Consider the following 17,207-nt stretch of genomic DNA (forward strand, 5'->3'; position numbering starts at 1 on the left):
CACGCGTCCGAAGACCCTACATGGGTTGACGGTGACGCCAACTCCACCTGAGGCCGCTGGTGGCTCCCGCTGACGAGGCCCGCTACCAGGGCATGCGGGACGTTGCTGATGACCGCACTTCAGTTGATCGTTGGAGGCCACGGCAATGAAGGTGCGTGGCGGACGAGGCTTATGAGGACGGAACGGGAAGTCTCATCGCCGTCACCGTTCCCCCTAAGGGCCCGCGGTTTCCGCCACCCTGAGCGGCAGTGACTTGAGGCCGTTGATGAAGTTGGAGACCAGGTGGCGGGGTGGGGCGGCGAGGGTGAGGGTGGGGAGGAGGGGGCAGAGCTCCGCGTAGAGGAGGCGGAGTTGGAGGCGGGCGAGGTGGGCGCCCAGGCAGACGTGCGGGCCGTCGCCGAACGAGACGTGCGGGTTCGGGGCGCGGGTCAGATCGAGGCGGTGCGGGTCGGTGAAGACCCGCTCGTCGTGGTTGGCCGAGCCGTGGAAGACGACGACCTTGTCGCCGGCGCGGATCCGGCGGCCGCCGAGTTCGGTGTCGTGGACGGCGGTGCGGCGGAAGCTGAGGACCGGCGGATGCCGGCGCAGCAGCTCTTCCAGGGCGGTCGCCGGGTCCGCCCGGCCGGTGCGCAGCTCGCGGTAGGCGTCCGGCTGCCCGGCGAGCGCCAGTACGCCGCCGGGGGCCGCGCTGCGTACGGTGTCGTTGCCGGCGACGGTCAGCAGGAAGAAGAACATCTCCAGCTCGGGCGGGGTCAGTTCGGGGTCCGCCGCGAGGACGGTCATGACGTCGTCGGCCGGGTGGCGGCGCTTGTGGGCGGCCAGGTCGCGGGCGAAGGCGAACATGTCCCGCAGCATCGCGGGGGAGCGGGGGTTGGCGGGGCGGCCGTCCGGGCCGGCCGCGGGCGGGCCCGCCTCGTCCGGGTCCTGGTAGCCGATGACCCGGCGGGTCCAGTCCAGCAGCAGCCCGCGTTCGCCGGGCGGCACCCCCAGCAGGTCGGCGAGGTTGAGCAGCGCGAAGTCGTCCGTGACGTCGGTGACGAGGTCGCACACGCCGGTGGTGGCGCGTGCCGTGCCGACCGCGGTCCGGAGGAGGTCGCGGGCGCGGGCGCGGAGGGTGGCGGCGAACCGGTCGATGCGGCCGCGGGTGAAGGCGCGGCTGACCAGGCGGCGCAGCCTCAGGTGGTCGGGCGGGTCCTGGTTGAGCATCATGCCGCGCAGGAACGGCAGGTCGGCGGGGTCGGGGTCGCGGATCTGGGTGGCGCCCAGCCGGGACGAGAAGGCGCGGGCGTCCTTCAGGACCCGTACGACGTCGTGGTGCCGGGTGACCGCCCAGAAGCCGGGGCCGGCGGGCCAGCCCAGCACCTCGGGCTCCTCCTGCCAGGCCACCGGGTGGTGGTCGCGCAGGAGCCGGTAGGCGGCGTGCGGCAGGCCGTTCGCGTAGCCGCGGGGGTCGAAGACGTCGGGAACGACGGCGCCTTCCGGCACGTCGGGTGCGGGCCGGGTCATCGCGCCGCGGGCCGGTCGTTCCGGGCGTCGCTCCCCTCACCGCGGGGGCCGTCGTCCCGGCCGTCGCCGTCGGACCCGCCGTCGTCGGCGCGCAGGAAGTCCTCCACCGCCCGGATCAGTTCCAGGGGCGACTCGTCCATGGCGTAGTGCCCGGCCGACGGCAGTTCGACCAGCTCGCTGTCGGCGTACCACCGCAGCCAGGTCTGACGCATCAGCTCGGCGGACAGCGCGGGGTCCAGCGCCCCGGTCACCGCCAGCGCCGGCACCGCCGCGCCCTCGATCTGCGCGGCGAAGCCCTCGGTGGCCCAGGAGTCCAGCCACGCCCGGAACGCCTTGGGGTCGCTGCGCTCCAGGGACCGGCGCACCATCCGGTCCAGCCAGGCGGCGGGGCGCCGCCCGCCGGTGGTGACGTCGATGATGGTCCGTCGGCTGTCCGGGGTGTGCGCCGCGGAGGAGAACAGCTCCCACTGCTCCGGCGGCAGCGGCAGCCCGGAGGCGGGCACCGGGGAGACGCCGACGAGCCGGCGCACCCGGTGCGGTGCCGCGGCCAGCACCCGCTGGGCGACGCTGCCGCCCATCGAGTGGCCGACCACCGAGAAGCGGTCCCAGCCCAGCCGGTCGGCGAGCGCCAGCACGTCGTCCGCCCCCTCGGCCGTGGTGTAGGCGCCGGGGGCGTCCTTGGCCTCGCCGTAGCCCCGCAGGTCGACCAGCGCGTACGCGAACGCGTCCCGGTCGAGGTCGGGCAGGACCGGGTCGAAGGCCGACCGGTCGGCGAACCAGCCGTGCACCGCCACGACCTTGTGCGGTCCCGTGCCGTGCAGGGCATGAGGCAGGACGAAGGAAGCCACGCGCGCTCCAGAGGTGTCGGGGGTCCGGGCGGGCCGTGCATGTCAGGGGGCCGGTCGCCGGCCGGCGGCGGTCACCTGCGACCACAGTGGCGGTAACCTCCCTGCCCCGCAAGGGCGTCCGGGCGTACGGGGGCGGGGCCGGTAGCGCGCCCCGGGAAGCGGGCAGGGATCGGGGACATGACCGTCCTCCTGGGAACCTCCGGCTGGCAGTACAAGGACTGGCGCGGCGTCCTCTACCCGCAGGGCTGCCCGCAGCGCCAATGGCTGGAGGAGTACGCGCGCCACTTCGCGACCGTGGAGAGCAACGCCGCCTTCTACCGGCTGCCCGAGGAGAAGACCTTCGCCGACTGGCGGGAGCGCACCCCCGGCGGGTTCGTGATGGCGGTCAAGGCCAGCCGCTATCTGACGCACATCAAGCGGCTGCGCGAGCCGGAGGAGCCGGTGCGGCGGCTGATGACGCGCGCCGCGGCGCTCGGCCCGCGCCTCGGACCGGTGCTGCTCCAGCTGCCGCCCACCCTGCGGTGCGACACCGGACTGCTGGACGACTGCCTGGCCTGCTTCCCCGCCGGCACCCGGGTGGCCGTCGAGCCCCGCCACGACTCCTGGTGGACGCAGCAGGTCCGTTCGGTGCTGGAGCGGCACCGCGCCGCGCTGTGCTGGGCGGACCGCGGGTCCCGGCCGGTGACGCCCCTCTGGCGGACCGCCGACTGGGGGTATCTGCGGTTCCACGAGGGGCGCGCCCGGCCCTGGCCGCGCTACGGCGCCCAGGCGCTCACCACCTGGGTGCGGCGGATCGCCGACACCTGGCCCGACCGGGCCGACGTCCACGTGTACTTCAACAACGACCCGGGCGGGGCGGCCGTCCTCGACGCCGTCCGCTTCGCCCGCGCCACCGCGGCCGCCGGCCGCTCCGTGAGCCGTACGCCGTCCGGGCGTGCCTCCGCCGCCTGACCACCCCGCGGGGATATATCTGCGCTCGTACCGCGGGGCGAGCGAACGAGGTGAGGCACGGATGATCCGCAGACGGGTGGTGGTCTCCGGGAACGTGCAGGGCGTGTTCTTCCGCGACACCTGCCGGCGCATGGCGAACGGGCTCGGGGTGGCCGGCTGGGTGCGCAACCTCCCGGACGGGACGGTGGAGGCCGTTTTCGAGGGGGAGCCGGAGGCGGTGCAGCGGATGGTGGAGTGGGCCCACGAGGGCCCACCGATGGCGAGCGTCGACGCGGTCTCGGTCCACGAGGAGGAACCCGAGGGCCTGCGGGGCTTCGAAACCCTGTAGACGCCGGGGGAGTCCTGGTGACCGGCCCGGAGATCACCGTCTACAAGTGCCCGCGGCCCGTGGAGTTCGTCGACGCGTTCCCGCTCGGCCCCAGTGGCAAGGTCCTCAAGCGGGAACTGGCCGCCACCTACGCCCCGCGCCGCACCGCGCCCTCGGACCGCCCCTAGCGTCCCCGCGATCGGTGCCGCCGGGGTGGCGGCACCGCGTCACAGGTACAGCCCCGCGTCGGCCCCCGAGTCCTGGGGCGGGACCGACGCGGGGCCGGTGCCGCGGCGGAGCGCGTAGAGCTCGGCCAGGGAGGCGCCGTCCCGGCCGATGCCGCGGTCGGTGCCGAGCCAGCCGGCCGCCTCGGCCCGGGTCAGTGGGCCCACCTCGATCCGGGCCAGACAGCGGCCGGGCCGGATCACCGCCGGGTGCATCCGCTCCAGGTCCTCGTTGGTGGTCACCCCGACCAGTACGTTGCGGCCCTGGCCCAGCAGTCCGTCGGTGAGGTTGAGCAGCCGCGACAGGGCCTGGCCCGCGGCGTGCTTGGCCTCGCCGCGGATCAGTTCGTCGCAGTCCTCCAGGAGCAGCAGCCGCCAGCGGCCCTTGCCGGTGCTGTCGTCCTCCCCGATGGCGATGTCCATGAGGTAGCCGACGTCGTTGAACAGCCGCTCCGGGTCCAGTACGCAGTCCACCTGGCACCAGTCGCGCCACGAGCGGGCGAGGGTGCGCAGCGCGGAGGTCTTGCCCGTACCGGGCGGGCCGTGCAGCAACAGCAGCCGGCCGGAGATCTCCTCGGGCGCCACCTTCATCAGCCGGTCCATCGCCTCGGCGACCGGCGCGGTGTAGTTGGGCCGGATCTCCTCCCAGGTCCCGGCCGAGATCTGCCGGGAGGTGCGGTGCGGGCCGCGGCGCGGCGAGAAGTACCAGAAGCCCATCGGGACGTTCTCCGGCTGCGGCGCCGGCTCGTCCTCCGCGCCGTCCGCGGCCTGCCCCAGGACGTTCTCGGCCAGCTCGTCGGTGACGGCGGTGACCGACACGTCGGCGCCGCGGTTCCAGCGGGACACCAGCAGCGTGTAGCCGTCGCCCTCGGCGAGGGTGGCGCTGCGGTCCTCGTCCCGCGCCGAGCGCAGGATCCGCGCGCCCGGCGGCAGCAGCGTCAGCCCGGACCGCACCCGGTCCACCGACCGGCTGCGGGAGTACGGCTGCTCGCCCTTGGTGAACCGTCCCAGGAAGAGCGCATCGATGACGTCGGACGGCGAATCACTGTCGTCCATGGTCAGACGGAGCGGAAGGGATTCCTCCGCGGCGGACGGCGGGACGTGGTCGGCACACATGCCGCCATGATCCGGCACCCGTCCCGCCCCGTACACGGAATTTCCCGGTGATTTCCCCGTGCGGAGCAGCAGCCGTTTACCCGGAAACCGGGTGTACCGGCCGGTTGGCTCGCTAATCTCCCTTTGTGAGACGTCATGGTGGGGAACGTCGGAGTACCGCCCTGGTGATCGCGGCCGGTGCGACCGCGCTGGCGTTGCTGCTGGTCACCCTGGTGATGTGCGCGGGACCGGGCGGCCGGGACCGGGACCGGGACGCGAAGGGCGTCGCGCCCCCGCACCCCACCGGTCCGGCCGTGGGCTGGGGGTTCACCCACACCCAGTTCAGCGCGGACCGCGGGGCCGACGGGGCCACCGAGCGGGCCACCCGGCTGCTGGCCGGCAGCCCCGTGCCGCAGAACCAGCACATCATGGGCTGGGGCGCCCGGAACCCCGAGCCGAGCCCCGGCCGCTACGACTTCGCCGACCTGGACCGCCGGCTCGCGCTGATCCGTCGCACCGGCGGCACGCCCGTCGTCACCCTGTGCTGCGCGCCGGACTGGATGAAGGGCGGCCGGGCCGGCAGCACCGACTGGAGCGCCCTGGAGAAGGCCCCCGACCCGGCGCACTACGCGGACTTCGCGGCCCTCGCGGGAAAGATCGCCCGACGCTACCCGGACGTACGCCACTTCGTCGTCTGGAACGAGTTCAAGGGGTTCTTCGACGACGCGAAGGGCCGCTGGGACAGCGAGGGCTACACCCGGCTCTACAACCTGACCTACCGCGCGCTGAAGAAGGTCAACGACGCCGTCCAGGTCGGCGGCCCCTATCTGGTGATGGACAGCTACCTGCCCGGCGACGACACGCATGCCTCCCGCGTCACGGGCCCCTGGGGCAGCCTCGACCAGCGCACCGTCGACGCCCTGACGTACTGGAACCGGCACAAGGCCGGTGCGGACTTCCTGGTCGTCGACGGCTCCAGCTACAGCAAGGACGACCGGTACGCCCCGGACGAGTTCACCGCCGCCCGCAAGTTCGCCGACGTGGGCCGGTGGCTGCGCCGGGAGACCGGACTGCCGCTGTGGTGGGCGGAGTGGTACGTCGAGGTCGCCGCCGGCGGCGCGCGGGGCCGGGCACCGGCCTGGAGCGAGCGCAAACGCGTCGCCGCGCACGCCGCCGCGCTGATCGAGATGGCGGCGGGCGGCGCCACCAGCGGCTTCTACTGGAACCCGGAGGACGAGGGCGGGTCCGGGAACTGCCCGGGGTGCCTGTGGAGCAGCACCGAGCGGGACGACGGCGGGCGCGAACTGCCGATGTTCACGCTGCTGTCGCGGTTCTCCCGGGCCTTCCCGCCCACGGCCCGGCCCCGCGCGTTCGACACCGGACGCGCCACGGTGCCGGGGCTGGCGGACGACCGCAGCGCGCTGGTCGTGAACACCTCGGACCGCGCCGGCACCGCGACGGTGGACGGCCGGCAGCTCACCCTCGCCGGGTACGAGGTCCGGTGGGTCGACCGCTCCTGACGCGGCACGGGAGCGGCCCCGGGCCTCACGACAGCGTCAGGAAGCGCTGCACGAGTGAGGCCACGAACACCAGCAGCAGCGGCACCGCGAACCAGAACAGGCCCTGGGTCCAGTGCGCCCGGCGCGGGCCCGGCGCCATCGCGACCCGCAGCACCTCACGGGCCGTCAGCACCGCGATCAGCGCGAGCAGGGCCAGCCCCCCGAGCACCGACCACGGTGTCCAGGTCACCTTCGGGCCCGCCGGGCCGGGCCGGGGCAGCGGCACCTCGCCCGCCGGCCGCCGCCCGACCTCGTAGACCGCCGCGTGCTCGTTGGACAGCACCCGCCGCAGCTCGGGGCGCCGGTCCAGGGCGGTGCGCAGCCGCGCCTCCCACCCCGCCGGGTAGCCCGAGTCCAGCCGCAGCGCCTCCGCCTGGCCGTGGTTGACGACGAGGTACGACTGCGGTCCGGCGTCCCGCAGCGCGGTGACGAGCGGACCGACCCCGGCCGGGTCCCGGGGCGCCAGGGTCGGGGCGTACTGCACCCGCTCCATGTCCCGGGCGCCCCAGGGCATCGCCGGGGTGACGCTGTTGACGGGGTCGTTGCTCAGCCACAGCAGCCGGGCCGTCGGCCGGTCGTGGGCGTAGACGTAGTTCATCGCGGCGACCTCGCCGGGCCTGATCCGCTCGAACGGCTCGTTGCCCCAGCGGGCGACGAGGAAGCCGACGGCCAGCACCAGCCCGGTCAGCAGCGCGGCGAGCGGCCCCAGCGCCCGCCGGGCGGCACCGGTACCCGGCCGGGCGGCGCCGGGAACGCGCGGGAACAGCGCCAGCGCCGCCAGCACACAGGCGCCGGGCAGCGCGAACAGGAAGACCCGCAGGGCCATTTCGCCGCCGTAGGACTGCATCCCGAAGGCCAGGAACGGGACGAAGGTCAGCACCGGCAGGGAGCGTTCGGCGAAGCCGGCCGCACGGCGGCGCAGCACCCCCCAGCAGGCGAGCGTCAGCACCCCGCCGGCCAGCGCCACCCGGGCGTACAGGACGACCTTGTGGGTGGCGTCGCCGCCGCCGATCCGGTCCGTCACCGACGAGGAGACGTTGCCGCCGATGCCGCCGAGCCCGCCGAACAGTTCGTCGAAGTGACCCGACCAGTACGGCTCGGCCAGGAACCCCACCCACGCGGCGACCAGCACGGCCAGCAGCAGCGGCAGTCCGCGCAGGGTGCAGCGGCGGACCAGCACCAGGGCGGTGAGCACCCCGAGCATCACGAACGGGGTCAGCTGATGGCCCGCCACCGACGCCGCGAACAGCGCGATCAGCGTGGTGAGCAGGACCGTGCGCCGGTCCCGGCCCGCCGGGGGCGGCTCCGCCTCGCCCGGCCGCAGCCGCCCGGTGTGCGGCCGGGCCCCGCGGAACCACACCAGCAGGATCGCCACGAAGACGAGGTACAGCAGGTAGGTGAACCCCTGCGGGGAGAAGTAGTCCTGGCCGACCCAGCCGCACAGCGCGAACAGCCAGGCCGCGCACCACTTCGCCCGCCGGCTCGCCCGTACCGCCTTCAGCAGCAGGAACAGCGGTGCCAGATACAGGAGTTGCAGGGTGAGCGGCCACCAGCGCAGCACCTCGGTGAAGTCGGTGACGCCGCACGCCCCGGCGAGGAACCGCACCCCGGCGAAGAAGCCGGGCCAGCTCCAGCGCGCGTCCAGGTCCGGTACCGCCGTGCCGGTGCGGCCCAGGTAGTCCAGGAAGCCCAGGTGCTGCCAGGCCGTCGGGAAGCGCGGCTCGCTCTCCAGCACGGCCGGCAGCGCGTGCAGCGCCACCACCGTCATCAGCAGCACCGCGGCAGGCAGCGCCCGCCGCGCCCCGGGCAGCGACAGCGCCCAGGCGAACGCGGCCACCAGCACGACCACGCCGGCCAGGGTGGCGGCGGGCAGCACCGAGATCAGCCCCAGCCCGTTCATCCGGTCCAGGTCGGCGTCGCCCATGCCGCGCAACGGAAGCCAGAACAGGGCGAGTCCGGCGGCCAGCAGCGCCCAGCCGGCCAGCGCCCGGTGCCGGCCGCGGCGCCGTCGCGTCCCCGGCGGGCGGGGGCCCCGGCGGGGCCGGGCCGCCGCCGGTGGCCCGGCCTCCCGGGGCGCGGCCCGCCCGTACGTGCCGGCGCCGTCCCCGAGGTCCCCGTAGACCGCCAGGTCCGCCAGGTCGCCGTCCGGGGCGAGCCCGTCGGACGGGGCCCGGGTGAGGGGGGCCGTCGCCACCTGCCCGCGCAGCACCCGGCGCAGCCGTACGGTCGCGAGGGCGACGATCACCGCCAGGCTGGCGGTCTCGGCGACGCCGGCGCCGGCGAGCCCCATCCGCGGCAGCAGCACCAGCGTCAGCCCGAGCACCAGCACGCACAACAGGCCCTGCAGCGCGGCCAGTCCGGCCGTCCGGCTCTGGGCCCGCAACACCGCGAAGTGCACCTCCATCACCACCCGGAGCGCGGCGCCCACCGCCAGCCAGCGCAGCAGCGGCGTCGCCGCCTGCGCGTACCCGGCGCCGAAGACGTCCAGCAGATACGGGGCGAAGAGGAACAGCGCGAGGCAGACCGGCAGCATGATGCGGGCCATCCGCCGCAGCGCCGCCCGGGTGTGGTGGGCCAGCTGCGCCGGGTCGTGCGCGCCCTCGACGGTCAGCGACGAACCCATGTTGAGGGCCAGCAGATTGACCGTGCCGCCGATGGTGGTGGTGACGTAGAAGTACGCGTTGTCCGTCGCGCTGACCTGCGAGGCCACCAGCACGGGGACGAGATGGACCACGGCCAGGGAGAACAGCGAGCCGGTGGAGTCGCCGGCCAGGAAGCGGACCGTCTGCCGCAGGGACGGCGGCCGGGCGGTGCGCTCCGTGCGCCGTACGTGGCGGGGGACCAGCCGGCTGAAGACCAGCCAGCCCAGCGGGAGCACCGAGACCGCGATCGCCGCGACCCACGAGACGAAGACCCCGGCGGTGGGAACCGCGGCGGCCAGGACCACGAGCAGACCCAGCTTCACCGTGGAGAAGGCGAGGTTGCCGACGGGTACCCACAGGGCGCTGCGCAGCCCGGTCAGCACGCCGTCCTGGAGGGTGAGCAGCGACCAGGCGACCACGGCCAGCACGAACCCTAGGCCGTTGGGGAACCCGTGCAGGAAGCGGTAGGAGGGGCCCCAGAGATCGAGGGTGAGCAGGAAGCCGGTCGCGGCGAGCGCCACGACGACCGAACTGGCGGCGTAGGCGCGCCGCACCAGCCGGCCGGTGGTGTGGCCGGCCACCGGGATGAAGCGGGCCAGCGCGCCGGTCAGGGTCAGCGCGGCCAGTCCCGCCAGCAGCTTCATCGCGGCGATCGCCGCCGAACCCTGGCCGACCGCGGACTCCGTGTAGCAGCGGGCCGCGACCAGCCAGAATCCCAGGCCGAGCAGCCCGGAGACGCCGGTGTTGAGCATCAGCGCATAGGCGTTGCGGAACAGCGGACTGCCGCCGTCCCGCCCGCCCCGCCGCGGCTCCCGTTCCGCGCGTTCCGTGGCCTTGGTGGACGTGTCGGACACCGGCTCAGCTGCCCTTTCCTCCGTCGCGGGGGCACCGCGACGGGCTCGGCGTCAGTGGTCCGGCAGGCACAGCCGCACCGCCTGACGCGTCCTGCGGACCACCGCGTACCCCTTGGTGAGCGCGCGGTCCCGGGCGAAGGCGCGGGCCAGGCCCCGCCCCTCGACGATCCGGGCGAACTCCTCGGTGCCGGTACGCCGCCGCACGGTCAGCCGCGCCAGCGCGTACGGCCCCTGGCGGTGCGCCGCGAGCGTGTTGCCGACCGCCAGCGCCTGCCGGAAGCCCAGCCCGCGCACCGTGCGCCGCACCCGCCGGCTGGAGTGGCCGAAGGGGTAGGCGAAGGACTCCGGCGCGGCCCCGACCTCGTCGGCGATGATCTCCTTGCAGCGCAGCACCTCGTGGCGCAGCCGCGCGTCGCCGAGCGCGTCCAGCCGCGGGTGGGTGTGGCTGTGGCCGCCGATCTCCACCCCGGCCCCGGCCAGCTTGCGCACCTGGTCCCAGTCGAGCGTGGTGTCCGGCGCGTCCCCGGTCCCGTACGGGCCGCGCAGCCATCCCGTGGAGACGAACAGGGTGGCGGGGAAGCCGTGCCGGGCCAGGGCGGGCAGGGCGTGGCGGTACACGCCGTCGTAGCCGTCGTCGAAGGTGATCAGCACCGGTCGGGGCGGCAGCGGACCGTCGCCCCGCCAGGCCGTGGCGAGGGCGGTGGTGGTCAGCGGGGTGAACCCGCCGTCGGCCAGGACGGCCAGCTGCTCCTCGAACGCGGCGGGCGTCACCGACAGGTCCCGTACGGCGGGCGTCGGGGCCACGGTGATCGCGTGGTACATCAGGATCGGCACCGCGCCCGGGCGGCCGCTCATGCCGGTGCTCCCTCGTGCGCCGCGGCCGCCGGACCGCAGGCCGGATCGTCAACCGGACCGGGGGGCAAGGGAGTTGGCTTCGCCCGGGCCCGTACCGTGCCCCACGCGTAGCCGCCCGCCGCGGCCGCCGCCCCGGCCACGATCGCGCCCGCCCGGGCGGCCCCGCCGGGCCGGCCCAGCAGCGCGTCCCGGACACCGCGCAGCACCCCGGCGGGCAGCACCCGCACGGTGTGCCGCCGCTCGGCCGCGAGCCCGTCCCGGGCGCCGACGCTGCGCGCCACCAGCGCCTTGGACAGGCCCTCGGCGTACGCCCGGCCGCGGAAGTACCGGAACCGCCGGCGCTCGGCCGGCACCCGGTGGTGGATCACCGCGCGGTCGTCGATCAGCAGCACCGCGTCCGGCAGCACCTGGCTGATCCGGATGCACAGTTCGGTCTCCTCGCAGCCCAGCGGCCGCCGGTCGCCGTCCCGCCCGATGCCCGTGGTGAAGCCGCCGGCGAGGTCGAACGCCACCCTGCGGAACGACGCGTTGCCGCCCAGCACGTTGCGCACCCGCACCTTGCCCGCGGGCAGGCCGCGGTAGGTGCAGCCCACCACCCAGTCGAACTCCTCGGGGAACCACAGCGGCCGGCGGCCGGACTCCCAGACCGGTTCGGTGCGCCCGCCGACCGCCATCACCGCCGGGTCCGCGTAGGCCGCCGCGAAGTGCCGCAGCCAGTCCCGCTCGGCCACCGCGTCGTCGTCCAGGAACGCGATGACCTCGCCGTCGGCCGCGGCGATACCGGTGTTCCGGCCCGCGGACAGCCCGCGCGGTCCCGCGTTGGCCAGCACCCGCAGGGGTGCCGGGGGCGGCCCGGGAGGGCGCGCGCCGCCGGGGGCGCGCGCGAAGTGCTCCGTGAGCCGGTCGAGCAGCCGCTGGTGATGGTCCACCACCAGCAGCAGTTCATGGGCGGGATGGGACTGCGCGCGTACGGACGCCACCGCGGCCAGGATGTCCTCCCAGCGGTCCTCGGTGTGGACGCAGATGACCACCGAGATCCGCAAGTCCGGCCCGACCGCCGGTCTCGGGGGGTTCACAGCGCGTCCCCGGTGATCAGCGCGGGCCGGGCGAGCCGTTTGCGCCGCGCGCCGCGCTCGCCGGCGATCACCTTCAGCACCCGCAGCCCGTCGCGTACCGCCCGGAGGTTGCTGACGCCGTGAATGCGGTTGTACTCGTGGCTGGGGATCTCCTGCACCCGCAGACCGGCCTTGACCACCCGGATGTTCATCAGTGTCTCGACCTCGAAGCCGGCGCAGTCCAGGGCGATGTGGTCCAGGCAGTGCCGCCAGAAGGCGTTGTAGCCGTAGCACAGGTCGGTGTAGCGGGCGCCGAACTTGGCGTTGACGAGGGCGGTCAGCACGCGGTTGCCGAGCTTGCGGACCGGCGTCATGTCGTCCGTGCCGCCGCCGTTGGCGAACCGCGAGCCCTTGGCGAAGTCGGCCCCCGACACCAGCGCCGAGACGTAGCTGACGATCTCGTTGCCGTCGGCCGAGCCGTCCGCGTCGATCATCACGATGATCTCGCCGGTGCAGGCCGCGAAGCCGCTGATCAGTGCGTCACCCTTGCCCTTGCCGCGCTGGGTGACGACCGTGACGGCCGGCCACAGTTCACGGGCGACGGCGACCGTGTCGTCGGTGGAGTTGCCGTCGACCAGGACCACTTCGTGGATCCAGTCCGGCAGGGTCTTGAAGACGTACGGGAGATTTTCCGCCTCGTTCATCGCCGGAATGACGACGCTGACCGGAGGGGCGATGGCCAGATGTGATGAGACGGGACGGTAGACGGCATGGTCCGGCAGCAGCGTCAGCGGTGGTTCGTCCGCGTCGGCAGGGCGAAGGAACGAGTTCATGGGTGGTTTTCCCTCTCGTCCGGCAGACCGCCCGCCCCCGGGCGGTCCGTGCTGGATATCCGGGTCGAAAGGGGGGTTCACACCCCGCTCGGCACGGCGGGAACCGCCGTCTGAACAGGGCGAGCTGGCATACGTGGTGCGTGATGCGCGGCTCGTGCTCCGGCCCTCGGCAAGCAGTGGTCAGCCTGCCAGGACCGCGTGCACGGGACCCCCCCCGACCGCGCACCGCACCGGACCGTCATCGTGGCGAGCCCTCCCCTGAGCCGTCGTGCGACGAGTGTCCGATGCGGGTGGATGTGCGACGGTGTTGACGAATGGACTGTAGGGCAAGGCGTTCCGCGTCAAATACTGTTTGGCTCGAATAACCGGTACGTGCTGATGTACGCCGGTATGCATGCTCCGGCGTACGCCCTTGTGCGCCGTCACGAGCCCCCGAAAGGCCCCGATGCGACGGCGCACACGGCCCGGCTCAGTGCCCCGACCGGATCCGGCCCACCCGTTTGAGCAGGCGGTCCGCGGGGTCGCGCAGCTCGGGGCGGGCCAGTACGGCATTGCGCAGCGCCCGTACCGGGGCGCGGTAGGCCCAGTGCCCCAGTGCGACGGGGTGGGGCCGCATCACCCACCCCTCGGCCACCCGCAGCTCCCGCGTCTTGAGGGAGTCCTTGTACTCGGCCTTGCCGCGCCCCATGTCGAGGTACGCCATCGACGCCGCGGCCGCCGCCTCGGCCATCCGCAGATGCAGCACCAGGCCCGGCGAGTACTTCGCGAGCTCCGCGTCGTACGCCGGGAACCAGCAGGACAGCACGGACCGCGTGCGCGGCCCGAAGTGCGCGGCGATCGGCCGGTCACCGGCGTACAGCACGGACAGCAGGCCCGCGAAGGAGTCGGTGCGGGTGTGGAACAGGTCCCTGACGAGCCGCACGATCCAGGGCTGGGCGAAGCGGTCGCTGCGTCCCGTCCTGCGGTACTGCGCGGACTTCCACCGGGCGAGGGTGCGCAGCGCCTCCGGGTCCCGTTCGTCGTGGACGTAGCGCACCGGGCCGACGTCCCGGCCGAGCTTGCGCTCCTTGGCCAGGGTGGTGCGGACGAACTTCGGCGACTGCCCGCGCAGTCGCTCCAGATACGCCTCGTACCCCTGGTCCACGTCGATGACCGGCGAGGCGTGCGGGCGCAGCGAGGTGTTGTGAAACGGCTGCTGGCCGTCCACCAGGTGGTCGAACTCCAGCACCGACAGCCCGCAGGCGCCCAGCAGTTCCCGGGCGTCCCACCGGAATCCGGGCCGGTGCACCAGCCCCTGCGCGTCCGAGACACCCAGGCCGACCGCCCGGCCCACGCCGAGCGGCGAACGGTGGAAGGGCAGGAACGCCGCCGGCCGGCCGTCCTCCCGGATCACCGCGATCCGTACCCCGCCGCGGCAGCGGCCGACGGCCAGCGCGAACTCGGGGGCGAGGAACGGGTTCGCCAGCTGCGGCGCGCCCTGCGACGGCGCGGCGGACTGCAGGGCGGTCCAGGCGGCCCGGTCGGCGCCGCTCAGCTCGTGGGGGTGCTGCACGGTGACGTCCATGTCAGCCCGCCCGTCCGGTACGGGCCCGGCGCGCCCGGGCGAGGGCCGTCAGCAGCAGTACGGCACCGCTGAGCGCCGCCACGGCGAGCGTTCCGCCGCGCACCGACCACAGGTGCAGCGCCAGCATGGCCTGGGCCACCAGCAGGTCGAGGGCCAGCGCCCCCGCCAGTGCGACGACGGCGCGGGCGAGCGGGGAGGTGCGGCCGAGCGCCGCGCCGATCGAGAGGGCCGGTGCGCCCACGAGCAGGAAGAGCGTGAACGGCACCCGCAGCGGGGAGTCGACGTCGGCCAGGGTGAGCACGGCCCCCATGGCGGCACTGCCCCACGCGGCTCCCGTGAGGAGCGCCGCGAGCCCGCTCGTCGTCCCGGGCGGCGGCGTGCTCACGGGAGGGTCACAATTCATGGTCTTGGTGTGCATTGGCAGCTTTGCCTCCGATAAGCGCCGGATGCCGGGCCTCAATGTCACGCAGCGCTCCGGCACCGTCAAGACAGTAAGGGGGCGCGGACGGGGGTGGGGCGAGGCGGGGCGGGGGCGCCCACAGACGGCGCAATGACGGCCGCGCGCGCCGTGCGTTCGGACACTGGGGGTTCGTGTGCGCCGGAAGGAGCCGGGTTCGTGGAACCCCCGAGCGGGACCGCGCTGATCGTGATCATGGTGGGTCTCACCGTGGCCACCGGAGTGCTCGACGCCGTCAGCTTCCTGGCGCTCGGTCAGGTGTTCACCGCCACCCAGACCGGCAATCTGCTCTTCCTCGGCTTCGGCATCGCCGGGCAGGGCGGGCTGCCGGTGGTCGCGACGGTCGTCTCCCTGGGGGCCTTCGTGCTCGGGGCGGCCCTGGGGGCGCGGCTGGAGTCGACGCTGGCCCGCCACGGGCGGCAGTGGTTCCCGATGGCGCTCGCCACCGAGGCGGCGCTGCTGGCGTGTTCGGCGCTGGCCGCCTGGGAGTCGGGCTCCGCCCGGGGGCTGCCGCCGGGGCGGCGGTATGCGGTGATCGGGCTGATGGCGATGGCGATGGGCATGCGGAACGTCACCGCCCTGAGGGCCGCCGCACCGGACCTCACCACCACCGTGGAGACCCGGGCGATGACCGCCCTCGTCAGCGGCTCGCTGCTGGGCCGCGACCGGCGGCTGGGGTACGGAACCCACGCCGGGCCGCGCCGGCTGACCTCGGTCGGCGCGATGTTCGGGGGCGGCCTCCTCGGGGCCGTGCTGATCGGCCTGGGCACCCGCCCGATGCTGGTGATCCTGCTGGTGGCGGCCTTCGTCGCGGCCGTGGCGCTGCTGGTGCCCGGCATGGCCCGCCGACGCGCGGGTGCCGATGACTGACCTCCGGCAGTGAACATCCGTCCGGAGCGGCGGATTTCCCGTGAACTGTGCACCAGTTTTGGCATGGACACTTCCGGTTACCGGTGAGTCTTGCTACGACGGATGTGGCAGAGATCCTGCTAAGGGAGGTTCCATGAGACTGTCCCGATTCGCGGCCCTGACGTCCGCCTTCTTCGTCACCACGGCGCTCGCGCTCACCGGCGCGAGCGCCGCCGCGTCCGCCCAACTCCCCACCGCCACCGGCTACGTGGCACTCGGCGACTCGTACTCCTCGGGTGTCGGTGCCGGCGGTTACGACAGCGCCAGCGGCTCCTGCAAGCGCAGCACCAGGTCCTACCCGGCCCTCTGGAACGCCGCCCACGGCCCCTCGTCCTTCGCCTTCACCGCCTGTTCGGGCGCCCGAACGGGTGATGTCGTGAGCGGTCAGCTCGGCCCGCTCAACGCCTCCACCGGTCTGGTCAGCATCACCATCGGCGGCAACGACGCCGGTTTCGCCGACACCATGACGACCTGTGCGCTCCAGGGCGAGAGCGCCTGCCTGGCCCGGGTCGCCCAGGCCAGGACCTACATCGACAACACCCTGCCCGGCCGCCTCGACACCGTGTACGGCGCCATCGCCCAGAAGGCCCCGAACGCCCGGGTCGTCGTCCTGGGCTACCCCCGCTTCTACAAGATCGGCGGCAGCTGCCTCGCCGGGCTCTCCGACAAGTCCCGGACCGCGATCAACGCCGCCGCCGACGACATCAACGGCGTCACCGCCAAGCGCGCCGCCGACCACGGCTTCAGCTTCGCCGACGTCACCACGACCTTCACCGGTCACGAGCTGTGCTCCGGCAGCGCGTGGCTGCACAGCGTGACCTATCCCGTCGACGAGTCCTACCACCCCACCTCCGCCGGCCAGTCCGGCGGCTATCTGCCGGTGTTCGCCTCCGCTGCGTGACGCCCTGCGCACCGGGCGCCGGGAGAGGCTGTGAGATCCCGGTCTCTCCTCGCGCCCCCCGCACCCCCCTCAGCCGCCCGGAACCTCTCCTTCCGGCGTCCGACGGTCACTCAACTCGCCCTGGCACTCCCGCTGTCGATGACATTCCGTATGGTGTGCGTCAACGTCAAGGCGAGGCAGGTGAATCCGTTGACCGGTCTGCACGCGTGTCCTCCAAGAGAGATAGGGTTACCCTGCCCGGGCCGGGTGCCCTCGTAAGGGTGGGGAGAGTCATGGAACAGATAACAGTGCGTAGCAGGGCGCGAGTCCCTGCGATCAATTGTGGGAGCGTCGCGTCCAGCGCGCGTCTCGATCGCCATCTCGCGGTGCTGGGTGGCCCTGCCATCCCGCAGCGGGAGGTGGAGGGCGCGACCTCGCTGATGCAGGAACTCACCGCGCGCGATCATGCGCGTACGAGGAACGGCCGTGGCGCCAGGGTGTCGCTGTTCGCACCGCTGCGCCGGCTGCGTCGCTCGCTCTTCGGCGGACACGGCTGACCGCTGCTCCCACACGCGGCACCTCGGGCGGCCGGCCCGTCCCCGCCGGCCGGCCGCCCCACACCACCCGTCACCTCGTGACGGGTGGTTTTTTCATGACATCCCGGCTCT

16 protein-coding genes are annotated in these 17,207 nt (G+C 73.9%); 7 read left to right on the forward strand and 9 right to left on the reverse strand.

What is annotated here, in order from left to right:
- Positions 1-213: 213 nt before the first annotated feature.
- On the reverse strand, positions 214-1,506 hold the full coding sequence (locus OO62_RS11445) for a cytochrome P450 (RefSeq protein WP_033267214.1): 1,293 nt from the start codon (positions 1,504-1,506) through the stop codon (positions 214-216).
- Entirely contained in the window at positions 1,503-2,354 is an 852-nt protein-coding gene (locus OO62_RS11450; RefSeq protein ID WP_051732999.1) for an alpha/beta fold hydrolase, read from the reverse strand. Before OO62_RS11450 ends, OO62_RS11445 begins: the two co-directional genes overlap by 4 nt.
- A 177-nt stretch (positions 2,355-2,531) precedes the next feature.
- Here OO62_RS11450 and OO62_RS11455 point away from each other — a divergent pair, with 177 nt between their 5' ends.
- The 3 genes from OO62_RS11455 to OO62_RS39555 all read left to right on the forward strand — a co-directional run bounded on the left by OO62_RS11455 (position 2,532) and on the right by OO62_RS39555 (position 3,800).
- On the forward strand, positions 2,532-3,305 hold the full coding sequence (locus OO62_RS11455) for a DUF72 domain-containing protein (RefSeq protein ID WP_033267215.1): 774 nt from the start codon (positions 2,532-2,534) through the stop codon (positions 3,303-3,305).
- Positions 3,306-3,366: 61 nt separating this feature from the next.
- Positions 3,367-3,633, forward strand: coding sequence for an acylphosphatase (locus tag OO62_RS11460; protein WP_206738506.1), 267 nt, complete (start codon positions 3,367-3,369; stop codon positions 3,631-3,633).
- A 17-nt stretch (positions 3,634-3,650) separates the two neighbouring features.
- Positions 3,651-3,800, forward strand: a complete 150-nt coding sequence (locus OO62_RS39555) for a hypothetical protein (protein WP_157850136.1) — start codon at positions 3,651-3,653, stop codon at positions 3,798-3,800.
- Between the two features lie 39 nt (positions 3,801-3,839).
- Here the strand turns inward: OO62_RS39555 and OO62_RS11465 are convergent, their stop codons facing one another.
- Complete coding sequence (locus tag OO62_RS11465) at positions 3,840-4,952, reverse strand: DUF5925 domain-containing protein (protein WP_033267216.1); 1,113 nt, start codon at positions 4,950-4,952, stop codon at positions 3,840-3,842.
- A 125-nt stretch (positions 4,953-5,077) separates the two neighbouring features.
- Between OO62_RS11465 and OO62_RS11470 the strand changes: the two genes are divergently transcribed.
- Positions 5,078-6,451 carry a GH39 family glycosyl hydrolase gene (locus OO62_RS11470; protein ID WP_033267217.1) on the forward strand — a complete coding sequence of 458 codons (1,374 nt, stop codon included), beginning with the start codon at positions 5,078-5,080 and terminating at the stop codon, positions 6,449-6,451.
- Between the two features lie 25 nt (positions 6,452-6,476).
- Here OO62_RS11470 and OO62_RS38880 read toward each other — a convergent pair whose 3' ends face one another.
- From OO62_RS38880 to OO62_RS11500, 6 genes are all read right to left on the reverse strand, one after another.
- Positions 6,477-9,986: an exopolysaccharide Pel transporter PelG gene (locus OO62_RS38880; RefSeq protein ID WP_033267218.1), complete on the reverse strand. Its 3,510-nt coding sequence runs from the start codon at positions 9,984-9,986 to the stop codon at positions 6,477-6,479.
- A 51-nt stretch (positions 9,987-10,037) separates the two neighbouring features.
- A complete protein-coding gene (locus tag OO62_RS11480; protein ID WP_033267219.1) occupies positions 10,038-10,841 on the reverse strand; it encodes a polysaccharide deacetylase family protein in 804 nt (267 codons plus the stop codon).
- Positions 10,838-11,917, reverse strand: a complete 1,080-nt coding sequence (locus OO62_RS11485) for a glycosyltransferase family 2 protein (RefSeq protein WP_078617117.1) — start codon at positions 11,915-11,917, stop codon at positions 10,838-10,840. Before OO62_RS11485 ends, OO62_RS11480 begins: the two co-directional genes overlap by 4 nt.
- The gene (locus OO62_RS11490; protein WP_033267220.1) at positions 11,914-12,729 is read right to left on the reverse strand and encodes a glycosyltransferase family 2 protein; all 816 of its coding nucleotides are present in this window, start codon (positions 12,727-12,729) and stop codon (positions 11,914-11,916) included. Before OO62_RS11490 ends, OO62_RS11485 begins: the two co-directional genes overlap by 4 nt.
- Before the next feature lie 469 nt (positions 12,730-13,198).
- Complete coding sequence (locus tag OO62_RS11495) at positions 13,199-14,293, reverse strand: GNAT family N-acetyltransferase (protein ID WP_033267221.1); 1,095 nt, start codon at positions 14,291-14,293, stop codon at positions 13,199-13,201.
- Between the two features lies 1 nt (position 14,294).
- The gene (locus tag OO62_RS11500) at positions 14,295-14,678 is read right to left on the reverse strand and encodes a hypothetical protein (protein WP_228332410.1); all 384 of its coding nucleotides are present in this window, start codon (positions 14,676-14,678) and stop codon (positions 14,295-14,297) included.
- A 231-nt stretch (positions 14,679-14,909) separates the two neighbouring features.
- Here OO62_RS11500 and OO62_RS11505 point away from each other — a divergent pair, with 231 nt between their 5' ends.
- From OO62_RS11505 to OO62_RS11515, 3 genes are all read left to right on the forward strand, one after another.
- Complete coding sequence (locus OO62_RS11505) at positions 14,910-15,620, forward strand: YoaK family protein (RefSeq protein WP_033267222.1); 711 nt, start codon at positions 14,910-14,912, stop codon at positions 15,618-15,620.
- Between the two features lie 133 nt (positions 15,621-15,753).
- Positions 15,754-16,560, forward strand: coding sequence for an SGNH/GDSL hydrolase family protein (locus OO62_RS11510; protein ID WP_033267223.1), 807 nt, complete (start codon positions 15,754-15,756; stop codon positions 16,558-16,560).
- 272 nt (positions 16,561-16,832) lie between these two features.
- Positions 16,833-17,096: a hypothetical protein gene (locus tag OO62_RS11515; protein ID WP_033267224.1), complete on the forward strand. Its 264-nt coding sequence runs from the start codon at positions 16,833-16,835 to the stop codon at positions 17,094-17,096.
- Positions 17,097-17,207: the final 111 nt, after the last annotated feature.

Origin of the sequence: Streptomyces lydicus, assembly GCF_000717345.1 — a bacterium.
GTDB lineage: Bacteria > Actinomycetota > Actinomycetes > Streptomycetales > Streptomycetaceae > Streptomyces > Streptomyces lydicus.